8 protein-coding genes and 3 pseudogenes are annotated in these 11017 nt (G+C 58.2%); 7 read left to right on the top strand and 4 right to left on the bottom strand.

Annotation, left to right across the window (positions count from 1 at the left end):
- Nucleotides 1–215 (bottom strand): annotated as a pseudogene (locus tag IVB48_RS12120) (IS5/IS1182 family transposase); the annotation flags it as partial.
- Between the two features lie 224 nt (nt 216–439).
- Between IVB48_RS12120 and IVB48_RS12115 the strand changes: the two are divergent.
- On the top strand, nt 440–943 hold the full coding sequence (locus IVB48_RS12115; RefSeq protein WP_247400101.1) for a hypothetical protein: 504 nt from the start codon (nt 440–442) through the stop codon (nt 941–943).
- 237 nt (nt 944–1180) lie between these two features.
- Here the strand turns inward: IVB48_RS12115 and IVB48_RS12110 are convergent, their stop codons facing one another.
- Nucleotides 1181–2014: an RMD1 family protein gene (locus IVB48_RS12110; protein WP_247400108.1), complete on the bottom strand. Its 834-nt coding sequence runs from the start codon at nt 2012–2014 to the stop codon at nt 1181–1183.
- 720 nt (nt 2015–2734) lie between these two features.
- Here IVB48_RS12110 and IVB48_RS12105 point away from each other — a divergent pair.
- The 4 genes and pseudogenes from IVB48_RS12105 to IVB48_RS12090 form a co-directional block, all read left to right on the top strand.
- Nucleotides 2735–3481, top strand: coding sequence for an energy-coupling factor ABC transporter permease (locus IVB48_RS12105; protein ID WP_247400099.1), 747 nt, complete (start codon nt 2735–2737; stop codon nt 3479–3481).
- 62 nt (nt 3482–3543) lie between these two features.
- Nucleotides 3544–3783: a hypothetical protein gene (locus IVB48_RS12100; RefSeq protein ID WP_247400097.1), complete on the top strand. Its 240-nt coding sequence runs from the start codon at nt 3544–3546 to the stop codon at nt 3781–3783.
- Between the two features lie 34 nt (nt 3784–3817).
- Complete coding sequence (locus IVB48_RS12095) at nt 3818–4450, top strand: thermonuclease family protein (RefSeq protein ID WP_346658981.1); 633 nt, start codon at nt 3818–3820, stop codon at nt 4448–4450.
- Nucleotides 4451–5806: 1356 nt separating this feature from the next.
- Nucleotides 5807–6149 (top strand): annotated as a pseudogene (locus IVB48_RS12090) (inorganic phosphate transporter); the annotation flags it as partial.
- Here IVB48_RS12090 and sugE read toward each other — a convergent pair.
- Both sugE and IVB48_RS12080 read right to left on the bottom strand, forming a co-directional pair.
- Nucleotides 6146–6460, bottom strand: coding sequence for a quaternary ammonium compound efflux SMR transporter SugE (gene sugE, locus IVB48_RS12085; protein ID WP_247336440.1), 315 nt, complete (start codon nt 6458–6460; stop codon nt 6146–6148). The pseudogene IVB48_RS12090 and the gene sugE sit on opposite strands and share 4 nt — an antisense overlap.
- A gap of 114 nt (nt 6461–6574) precedes the next feature.
- Nucleotides 6575–7282, bottom strand: a complete 708-nt coding sequence (locus tag IVB48_RS12080) for an SPASM domain-containing protein (protein WP_247400095.1) — start codon at nt 7280–7282, stop codon at nt 6575–6577.
- Nucleotides 7283–8707: 1425 nt separating this feature from the next.
- On the opposite strand from IVB48_RS12080, the pseudogene IVB48_RS41170 reads away from it, so the two are divergent.
- Together IVB48_RS41170 and IVB48_RS12070 are read left to right on the top strand one after the other, a co-directional pair.
- Nucleotides 8708–8992: pseudogene (locus tag IVB48_RS41170) on the top strand (transposase); the annotation flags it as partial.
- 1210 nt (nt 8993–10202) lie between these two features.
- Nucleotides 10203–10598 carry a hypothetical protein gene (locus IVB48_RS12070; protein WP_247400093.1) on the top strand — a complete coding sequence of 132 codons (396 nt, stop codon included), beginning with the start codon at nt 10203–10205 and terminating at the stop codon, nt 10596–10598.
- Nucleotides 10599–11017 lie beyond the last annotated feature (419 nt).

Here is an 11017-nt window from a genome sequence, read left to right as displayed (position 1 = left end):
TAGAACACCTGCAGCAGCAAGGCGCTCAGCAATTGCTCCGGAGGGATCGAAGGACGTCCCTCGCTGGCGTATAGCTTTCCAAGGCTGCGGTTCAAATCATTCAAAACATCCCGGACAAGTTCCCGGACCTTCCGCAGCGGATGGTTCGCTGGCACACGTTTATCCGGCGCGATGTACGAAAACAGGCCGCCCTGATCCGTAAACCTGCCGCGCATGATCGTCTCCGCCGATTCGAGATGATAAAGTGAATCATCAAGTCCCCTCCCTGGCGAGGAGGTTTTTCAGCAGACTGCTAGGCTCGCCGGGCTCCTGAACCAGCCAGCGAAGGATCGCCAGGCCGGGATCGGTTCGGACGCGGATTTAAGAGCAGCTGCCGAGCGTGCGTGAGTGTCCAGGGCGCTTTGAGGGACAGTCCTGCAAGATTGAATGTCCAGAGCGGATGGGGACGTCAGAAAATCTCGGCGCCTGCTTGCGAGGTCAAAACCGCCTCGAAATTCGCGGCGTAGCTCCTTTGTCATCCGTTTCCCGTTTATCGCTGGCGCGGAGCCGCTCTGCACGTCCGGTCGCAGTCCCCGGCCGCGTCAAGCTCGGCGACCTTCGCGTTAGCGAGGACGAGATCCGCATTCTGAGCTTTCATGTTCAGTTGCAGCGCGCGTTTGCCCGCTGGCGGATCATGGAACTGTTCGCTAACAGCCACGCAAGGGAAATCACGGCAGGACACGTCGACCGAGCCGCGGCGATGTGCCAAAGCGGCGAAAGGCGGTCGCTCAACTCGGTGAGGCGTCGTGGTGAAATCGACAGCCCGCGGCCCTGGCAAGTATTCCGCGAGCAAGTCGAGAATAGCAGAAAAGCTGAGTGGCGGCCCGCTGCAAATTGGGCGAAAGGGCCTTCTTGGGTGGCGCTGGATCGTCGACATGAACGCTCCGCCGAGCGTCTGCCATAAACCCCCTATCCTTGCTCGAGGCCGGGAAATACGCCGAACTCGCGTCGGCTATTCGCTGTCTTCACGAGCCGCAGCGGCTTTCGCCGAACGTCGTGTCCACGAGCACGCCGAAGACACAGCCGAAATCCGCAGCTGAGTACGGCCGAACGGCGCGTCCCACGTCAATGCCGGCCAGGTCGGTCAGTAGGCCTGCTCAAATCCCACGAAGGCGCCTCACGCGCTGCGGCCAGCCGCACGTCAGTGACCGGCTGCAATAATCTGAAAGCATCCGATCGCAACTTCCATCACGATCAGCACGACTATAACCCACTCAAGACGCAGCGAGCGCCGTGTGTCGATAATGTCCGTCAGTGCGTTAGCCGTTCCGGAGATGGCCGACAGCTTGCGCTCAAGCATCTCAAGACGCTCCTTCAGTTCGTATTCGTCTTTCAGACGCGCATAGAGCCGCTCGAGTTCCGGCTTCTCCCAGAGTGCGTCGGGCTTTTCGGCAATCGCGATGCGGCCCGCGACGCGCTGCTCGACCAGGAGCGCATTGCCGATCAGTTGGAGAATGCCCTTGCGGCCCCGCGGCGTCCGGCCGCGCTCGGCCAGTTCGCGTGCAAAGGGTTCGATCACGTCGAACACCGCGGCGACACGGCGCTCATCTCGCTCCAGCGCCGTGCTCTTGGCTAGCGTATCGGCGATCAGCAGCAGCCGATCGTCACTAAAATTTCTAAGACAAATCCGCCCGCCCGGCAGGATGACCTCAGCGCTCTGCTCGTTGCAGAGCTGCGCCTGCGCGCTATCCTCCTCATAGGAGGTGAGTTCACCGATGACGCGCGGTATCAGGGTCTCGATCAGAGCGGTTTCTTCCGAGGGCGACAGCCCGATGAGCACTACAACGCCATAGCGGAAGACCACGACAAGGCCCGCATGAATGCGGAAAGCGACCGGCGTCGAGGACACCAGCGTTCCGATTTCCAGAGCCGACGGGTTGATACGATCCCCGAGCATGACTGCCCGAATGCGCAGCACCGAGGCGGCCGCCGTCTGTCCGGAGACCACAGGCTTACCGGGCGTAAGTTGATCCATGTTCACTTTAGCATCCGGTTTGGCGCCACTGCGGCGCGATAGCGTTCCCCCAGAAACACGTCCAGAACTTCGTCGCAGATGGTGCAGCGGAATTTGCCGGGCGCGTTGCTGAGAGATGACGCTGAGATCCAGCAAATGCCGGCTCCAGAGTTTGGATGGGTGGTCTCTACTTCATGTTCGTGCATGCTTGCCCGCAAGCTCAATCGAACGCCCAGCAAAGCTCTTCGAGGAATTCGACGATCCCCGGCCGCCAAACATTTGGCTGCGCCGCAGGCGCCTTCCTCGAACAACGTCGAGCAAGATTGATGCCGAACCGGTGTCTTCGCGCCAGCGGCGTCAGGATTTCCGCTTCAATGGGCGAGCGAAAATGATCGATTGGAACGGCGCAGGTTGATCAAAAAGCTGGTCGCGATGTGTGTTCAATTTCCTCCAGAGCATGTCGGCTACAGAACACGGCGAATCTTGGGCGCCGCACAAGCTTTCAAAGCGCAATCAGAGCCTTAACAGCGGCAGCGGCGCTGGCATAGCTGTTGCTACGAAATGTCGCAAAGACCGAGCGAGGGCTGAGTGCAGACCTGGTCCGATCGGGCGAAAACAGCACGTTGCCCGTGGACCGAGGATGGGGAAGGTGAAGTGCCGTTTCCGACCGTCAGCCACACGAACGTCGCGGCAAATTCTTGAGCCAAGGCCCGAGTACAACGGCAGAAAGGACCAGAGACCGTGCATATCGAATCGGGAATAGTAACAGGCGCCAAGTTCGTATTGAGCTGCGCGACAGGCATTGCGATGGGCTGCGTCGTGGCCAAGCTTGTGGTCGAGGCCATACACGAGCGGCGCGCTCTGTCATTTGCTGTGCAAGCCATCGCCGCGACGGGCCTTGTGTTCACGTTATTCGAATTCCTGCCGCACTTTGCGGTTTGGGCCTCGGAAGTGCACCTCGTCCTGGGCTCCACGCTGTTCCTCTTGTTTGGCGCGGCGCCGGCGGCCTTAGGTCTTGCGCTCGGCCTCTTGCTGCAAAGCGTCCTCTTTGTTCCGACCGACCTGCCGCAATATCGGATGAATGTCACGACGCCTCTAATGCCGCTGTTTGCGATCAAGGCGCTCGCCAAGCGCCTCATTCCATCCAAGGCTGCCTATCGCGATCTGCAGTACAGCAAGGCGCTTGCGCTCTCGACTGCGTATCAATCCGGTATCGCTGTCTGGATCGCGTCTTTGGCGCTCTATCGTGCGGGCTTCGGCGCCGCCAACCTCGGTAAAGTCGCATCGCTCGCGGTTTACTATGCAGTTGTGGCCTTGGTCGAGCCGCTGGCTGATCTGGCTGCGCTCGCGCTCGGGAAACAAATTGGGCGGCGTGACTGTGAGGGGATCTGTCGCCTACCGCTCACAGAAGGCATATTGCTGTCGAAAGTAATGATGGCCGCCATCTCGGCCGCTTTGCTCAAGCGATACGTACGCTTTCCCCGATAGCAGCCGGCTGCAGCGATCCCGGGCGACGCGCGCTCCCTGTTATCCGCGAGGGGGCCGACTTTATGCTCATTCCGCACAAGGCGACCAAGCAATCATTTCTCGCCGAATTGCGGCCGGCGGTCTGCGCCGGCCCGGTCGCTGGTGATCGGACGCGCACTACCGATTTCGACCTGCTGGTGCGTGATGTGGCGAAGGCGAACTGCCGCCACGACGTGGAGGAATGGCGGGAAGCGCTCAGGGCAGCAGCCTGGTCGCAGAGCATCGGGGACGAGGTTGGACACGAGGGCGTCTTGCGCTGCTGATACACTGGGAGTCATCCGTCGAACGAGCTTATCCATGCAACATTGGCAGCCTCCTCAGCACAGCCGCGATGGACCGCCGTTCGGCGGCTTCCCACGCTCTGCTGCACTCGGCCGGAATGTTCGCAGTTCGACAAAGAAGATCGCCATGTATGGATTGATCGTGGTGTTGACCACGCTCGCACTGTGCAGCATCGTGTTTGCCGGCGAATTGACCGGGCCGGCAAAGGTCATCAGCACCGACACCCTTGAAATTCACGGAACACGCGTTAGGCTCTGGGGCATCGACGCGCCGGACAAGTCTCAAATGTGCCGAGATATCAACCTCAATCCTTATCGATGTGGCCTCATCGCCGCGAGCGATCTTGAAGCCTTCATTGCAGAGCGCGAAGTCAGTTGTCTGTCAGTCCTGGAGGATGAGTGTGGACGGACATTGGCGATCTGTTCAGCTGATGGCGTCGATCTCGGAGAATGGTTGGTGCGCAACGGTCTCGTGCTCGATTGGGAGCGATACTCCAGGCGCCGATACCACGCTGCGCAACGCGCGGCCGATCGTGCCGGACTGGGCTTGTGGGCGGGCAGCTTTGCCGTACCTTGGCTATATCGAGCGTGCATTCGGTTAGGTGGTGGACCAGCCAGCTGTTCTGACGACGCGAATGCTCACCCTTGACCGGTATTCCTCACACCAGAATATACGCCAGAGTCGTTCCGCACAAAGTGACCGTCACGGGCGAGCTGGCGTCGGCCGCGAGTGAGCAAGCTTACCACTGCCGCGCCACCATGCTCAAAAGGGGTAAGATGGTCTCAAGCTCTCGTAAGTGCGAAAGTCGCAAGACAGAAAATCGCGAGCTCCACAGGAACGCCATGGTTCTCGCCCTAATTCTTCGGAATCATGGACTCGCAGTCATGCCAAGGCGGCGCCTTTTGAGTTCGAGAGAGCCGCATTTACTCGGAAGAATGGCGGGCTCTCCGGACAAAGCAAAGGCGTGGCACGGAACAATCAGTTTCGCCGGGTACAGGTTGAGCGGAAGAAAGAAGGCCAGTGGCGTTCAAGGCACCATTGGGCGCGGTAGGCAACACGAATGAGGCTTGGGATGCAGCCGACCTCCACTCCATTCGACGCAAACTTTCAGGTTTTGACATGCCCAGGGCTCGCAGCCTGATTCCCGGAGGTCGCCAGATGCCGTCCCACCAAAACTCATACACTCGCACTCAAATCTGATGCAGCAAGCCGGTGTGAGCGCTTGCTCAACGCCGGCTCCGCGGGGCGTATCGAAAGGACGGTAATCGAATTGGGCCCTTTGCCGCGGGAACGCCGCATAGGTCCCTTCCCGGACTTCGCTGCTGTTGGCGATATCGGCGGCGATTGCCTTTTCAAGCAACGGCTGCTCCGATTTACGCTAGAATTTGGCCGGGCGCGTAACAAGCTGAACACCACACGCGCGGTTTCGGCGATAAAGACGTGTGGACCTGCCTTGCAGGCGCCGATCACAACAATGCCTCAGAAGACAATGCAGCTGCTCGTTCGGTTGGAAACAGCACGGCTCGCTGACGACTGGCCGGAGATCCGCTGAATGAGCAAAACCGCATGCGACGAGCACAACTGCTGCGGCAGCCCCAACAAGAACGTCAGATCGCATATCACCTACCGAACACGAAGTGCGCGCCTTCCAGAACGTGAGCCACTGAACTCGCAGCGTCGCTCCCATAACCTAGTGGTGTGCAGACTCTGTGCCGACGGGCACGATGCAAGCTCCTGGCCTTTTTCGATCGCGATGTCGCCAACCCGACAATAGCAGTCATTGCTCAAACAAGCCCCGGGTTTGAGGTCGAACACGAATCGAATGCCGGGCGCCGGCACCGCCGGTTAGATTCAGTGAACGCTCCTGCGAAAGAGATTAGGTGATCGAGTTTCTTTGCAACCACACAACGAAGTCGCACCTTAATTCGAGGCGCAGTGCTGAGCTCAGTCAAAGACCGCAAGCTCACGTCTTGACCGTCTCCCCGAGATCAGCCCCATAGCTGTGTTTCATTGCTGTTCTATTCGCACGGCGATCTCGGCAGCGAATTGTTCGTGCCGTTCTGGGTGGTGCTATTGTGCCAGACCGATGCAGGTGGGACCCTGATGGGCAGCTGGCGTCTCGTCCGCACTAGGGCTTTCGCGTGACGACCAAGTGGTCTCGGCCCAGAGGCCTTGCATCCGCTCGTTGTTCTTGGCGACTTCCGTGCCACTGTCGGCGCCGCGCCGCTCGGCGGTGCGTTGGAACGTGGCCAGCTCGATCGTCCATGCCTGGAGAATTAGCGTGCCGGCCTCGGCGATCGTTGCGGCGCTGACCTGGTGGGGTCAATGCTTTCGGTGTTTTCGTTAGGACACGAGCTTCAGCCCGACAATGCCGGCGACGATCAACCCGATGCTGGCAAGGCGAAACGCGGCGGCCGGTTCTCCGAACAAGATGATGCCGAGCGCCGCCGTGCCGACCGCACCGATGCCGGTCCAGACCGCATAAGCAGTTCCAATGGGCAGCGTCTTTAGAGCAAGGCCGAGCAGGGTCACGCTGCCGGCCATGGCCGCGAGCGTGAGCACGGAGGGAACGGGCTTGGTAAAGCCCTCCGTGTATTTGAGGCCGATTGCCCAGGCGACCTCCAGCAGGCCGGCGACCAACAAAATGCTCCAGGCCATGGCGGCCCTCCGTTTATCGCAGGTCGTCCCGGCGGCTGATGTGGTCATGCGCTGGAAGGCCGTCCTTGCTAGGCTCGCGATTCGCCTCGAGCAGGGGTTAACTTCGCTCAAAGATCAGCATTCCGACGTTATTGGTTCGGCGAATTCACACGATCGGCAAAGCAGAAAGCCGTCCGTTCCGTTCATGCGATCGGCAATGTTGCAAAAGGCTACCCCTTCGAAGAGATCCTTGTACCTGTCGCGGAGGAGGTTGCCCAAAACGTGTCGGCGCTCAAAATCCATGCAACAGAAAGTAACGTCGCCGTTTGGGAGAAGAACATTACGATATTGCCGTTCGTCAGGACATGTCAGTGCTCCAGCGATTGGCTGCCGCGCTCCAACCATCTTCTCGCCGTTGCCAGCCCTGCTGCTCGGCGGACGCGAGCGAACCAGCGCTTCGTCAGGAATTGTGCCGACAAGTGCGGGATGCACCTCGCCCATGACTATGAAGAGCAACGATGAAATGTCGGCATCGACAAGTTGGCGCATCAAATCGACATAGTTGCGCCTGACGAGACCACTATCCATGTGCGTGCCGTCATCAAAAACATGCACTAGGAAAACGCGGAACTGCATCGCACGCAAACGTCTCAGATCCCGCCCGTTCATTCCTACCAGGGTTGTGAAAATTCGGATTCCATGGCCACACGCATAGGCATGCTCAACCATTTCGGTGCAAGCCGGATTGAGCCAAGGCTCCGAATATCCGGAAAAGCTAATGTCGACGGCTGCTGGTACGCGCGCCAGACATCGCTTGAAATCTTGCAGAGAAAGATGCTTCACGTCGGATATCGCTCTTTGCCGTTCGGCAAACTTGTCTTGCGGACAATAAGAACATCCGACGACACAGCCAGTTGTCGTAGTTATCTCCAAGACCCTGCCGCCACTGATTGCAGAGCGCAGCTCCTGTGGAGTCATCGATTCTATATTGTCCACTTCCGCGCTCCGCGTTTGGAACAAAGAGATATTGAGGGGACTGTCGATTTGCATCTCATGCCGGTTAGCTCATGCTTCAGTTCTCGATTCGTCGTCCACCAGCGCGACTCGGCATGGTCGCAAGCGCGATCGCGGCAGATGAAGAATGCGCCACGGCTCTCTCCCATAACACCCCAGCCCAGCAGGATTGGACGGCTGCCGAATAAACATCCGTCGATGGGGTTCGTCTAACGTCTCGCTTATTCCAAGAAGCATCACTCATGCCATTGGCGGTACTGTCCTTAACTCAACACGTCCGCGATGAATGTCCTCCCAAATGCGCGACCGAAGTGAAACTCTACGCAATCGATAGAATACAATATGACGCTACGTACGATTCAAGCTCTCTCGAAAATGAGCTGAATGACAGCTTTCTTATGAATCTTGACGGTGTAGCCTGCCCCGAGCACCACGTCATCATGATGGTCGGCATCGCGCAGCGACGGCAGGTGCTGACTTCTTGCTGATAAACATCGCCTTGAAATCTATATCAAGACGAGCACGGCCAAACAGGGGGTGGCGCGTACAAAGTCGCAGAGAGAAAGCACCACAACGGATTGGGCCTATCTGCCGATGAGCGCCGATATGACCGGGAAGTCCTCTCTTCAGCAAGCTCACAGATGTGAGCTCCGCATGTCGCGAGCCACCCGTGGAGTCTTGCGACGAGAGTTTACACGAGCCGGGAACAATTCTTCGATTCATCATCGGCACCTGCCTGGTATATGTTTGCCCTCAGGCCGCGGTAATATCATGATCGCGATGACAATCTCCTCATGGAGCCTGACCACAACCTATTCACAAGTTCCGAGAACAGCAGAGTCCCTCGGGCTTTTCTTTCCAGGCTGTTGCACGGCGCGCCTTTGGTTCGCGGAGACTTCTTACGGGGCCGCGATTTTTTGATGATGGTCATTGTTCTCTTGGGTTCGGTATCGTTCTTCACGCGTGTGTTTCAGATTGAGGTTAGGGAGGTGGTGAGCGAGAGCTTCGGTGCCTCTGTGTCCGGTCCTTTCGAAGCGCTTCTCCTGAGTGTGGGGGAGTACATCGGCTAAGTCATTGATCATCCGACAAAAAGGCCCTAGAAACCCGAGGGCTTTTGTGGAGCTGACAAAACAGGGCGGTACGTGCCCGACCAGCCGCTGGAAGCATTGGCGCGTCCTGGTGTGAGCGTACGCTAACTCGTCGGCTAAGTACTTGATTACCCACCATAACACCCCTGACAACAGATGGCCTTGTATGGAGCTAACAAAACAAGCGCCTCGTTCCCGAGGAAACCGGATGTCTTCCTTGTTCGATGATGATGGGTTGGCGCGGCAAGCCCTTGGGGCCCTACGGTGGCCCCAAGGCCCCCGATGCACCCATTGTGACGCAGGTGGTGTCGACGTATTCGTGATTGGCGGACCGAAGCAGAGCCACCGAGACGGCCTCTATCACTGCAAACTTTGCCGCAAGCAGTTCACTGTGACCCTGGGTACCGTTTTCGAGCGCTCCAGGATCAGGTTGAGCACGTGGATGCGTGCGGCTCACGCGTTCAGCGTGGAGGCTCAGCCGTTGCCGACGCTTTCGGATTTGAGCCTTGAAATAGGTATCTCGTACAAGACCGCGCTGCGAATGCGGGACATCATCAAACAGGCAGCCAAGCGCTACAAAGGACACAAAACCGGTTTCGGCGCGTGGCCCCGTAGCTTCATGAAGAGCAGGGCACCTCGCTTACAGAACTATCGCGAACGTAAGATTGCGCTAATGACAGCGGGAAAGCACCCATCGCAGCATACGATCAAGGCCACAGGAGTTCTTTTGCCATACGCGCCCGCCCGTGGTGTCACCGAGGCTGCGATGAAGCGCACCGAAAGTTTGCTGAGGTTGCTGCTGGCTCAGGGACCGAAGTAGAACCGAGGCCGTCCGCTCGACCTACCGCGTAGGGAACGTCAGGACGTTAGGTTCGCATTCGGTCACGCCATCCGGCGCCACGCCGAGACCCTTCTGGGCGACCACGACAATGCCACGTAACAATACCTTGCGCTGAGTGTCGCCTTCAATTTAGCCGACGCTTCCACGAGCGTGACGATGTGCTGCAGTGCTTCGCTAGGCGTCACTGTTGCGACCTCCTATTGATTGCCCAAGCAAATGATACGCCAGTGCATGCCCGATGCGCGAGTTCACTTTAGGGCGCTCAGGTTTGATTCGGCAGTCGTCAGCAAATGTCCGGTATAGTCCCCAAACCGGGCCTCGCGCCCCGTCGCTTGTCGGCCGCTATTCTGTATCGGCAAGACCCTGCCCAGTAGTGTCATGAACGGGCCGGGATTCTCATGGTTGGCGCCCGGATCATACCACATCGTCGATAAGCCCCTGCGGGTACTGGCTTCGGACAAGTGACCCCCAATTTGCGCCGCCGCGATCAACGCCAAGGGCAAAATCCAGGGCCGTCTCGAGTTGCCCCCCACGGTCCAGCCCCCGCCACAGTATCCAGTGGTACTTCTTCAACGCTTGCCTCGCCTTTTCACCCAACGGCCAGTTCCTTGTGTCCACGCACTTTAGGTCTTGGAGAAGAGTCTTTCCGGGTAGGCTTAGCCTCTGGGCTCCGCTCCTTCCAAGTAGCGCTGAGACCTGTTTCTGGATTGTGGGGTCGTGGAAAGTGTGGCACCGGCTAAAAGGCAGTGCATTTCATCTTGCCTTTTCTCCAGACGGCAAAAGTCTAGTAGACTCTGTGCGGGGACTTAGGTTTTGGAAGTTGGACCGCTTCGAGCCGCGTCAACAATTCCAGATTCCAGATCACGACGTTGGCGGCGTATGCAGTTTGATCTACTCGCCGAACGGTCGAATGGTTGCATCGGGCTGCTATGATCGAATTATCCGCCTTTGGGATGCCGAATCTGGAAGCCTCATTCGTGAACTAGTGGACGACGAGGTTCAATTACGATCCGACTCTGGCGTTGTTCATTTAGATAGCGGCCGCTCTATTGATACAGATATGTACGCCGTGCGAACCCTAGCCTTCTCGCCCGACGGGAGCATTCTAGCGTCCGGACGTAATGACGGAATCATCCGTCTTTGGAACACTGATCCACGTTTTGATCGTGCGCGCGCGAGAATTAAAGCTCTATCGGATAACGAAAAAGCTTCGTGACGCGCGGAGTGTAGGGAACGCGCCGCGCTTCTTAGCAAGGCGAGGACTATGGCCGAGTGGATTGAAGGTGGTAGCAAGCCGTGGTAGTAGTCGCGAAGCAGCCGAGCTGATTTGTGCATGTTTTATCGGCGTTTCTGCAGTTGCCCTTCGTCTCCCCTAGGGAGCGCCAGCGGCTCTAGCAGTCTGCTGAAAAACCTTGGAATGGAGAATTTTCATTTTTCCGCCGGTCGTTTTTGGAGCGGCGCGGTAGAGTTGGATGTAATTTCGAGCTTGTTATTGAGTGTGCCCCGGCGCGGGGTGGCTATGCGGCGAGCAGTTTGGGAATTCGGATCAGGTTATAGGCGATCAGATTAAGCAGGAAGTCGGCGGCGACGCGAGCGATGCCCCGATGTTTGGTCTTGCGCATGGTGCCATGCTGC

The organism is Bradyrhizobium sp. 76 (assembly GCF_023073025.1).
In the GTDB taxonomy this organism is placed as follows: domain Bacteria; phylum Pseudomonadota; class Alphaproteobacteria; order Rhizobiales; family Xanthobacteraceae; genus Bradyrhizobium.
This window is presented reverse-complemented; position numbering and strand designations above follow the sequence as displayed.

Coding starts and splice junctions, on each gene's coding strand:
- IVB48_RS12115 (WP_247400101.1), top strand. CDS start 440: ATGGGGACGTCAGAAAATCTCGGCGCCTGCTTGCGAGGTCAAAACCGC.
- IVB48_RS12110 (WP_247400108.1), bottom strand. CDS start 2,014: ATGGATCAACTTACGCCCGGTAAGCCTGTGGTCTCCGGACAGACGGCG.
- IVB48_RS12100 (WP_247400097.1), top strand. CDS start 3,544: ATGCTCATTCCGCACAAGGCGACCAAGCAATCATTTCTCGCCGAATTG.
- IVB48_RS12095 (WP_346658981.1), top strand. CDS start 3,818: ATGCAACATTGGCAGCCTCCTCAGCACAGCCGCGATGGACCGCCGTTC.
- sugE (WP_247336440.1), bottom strand. CDS start 6,460: ATGGCCTGGAGCATTTTGTTGGTCGCCGGCCTGCTGGAGGTCGCCTGG.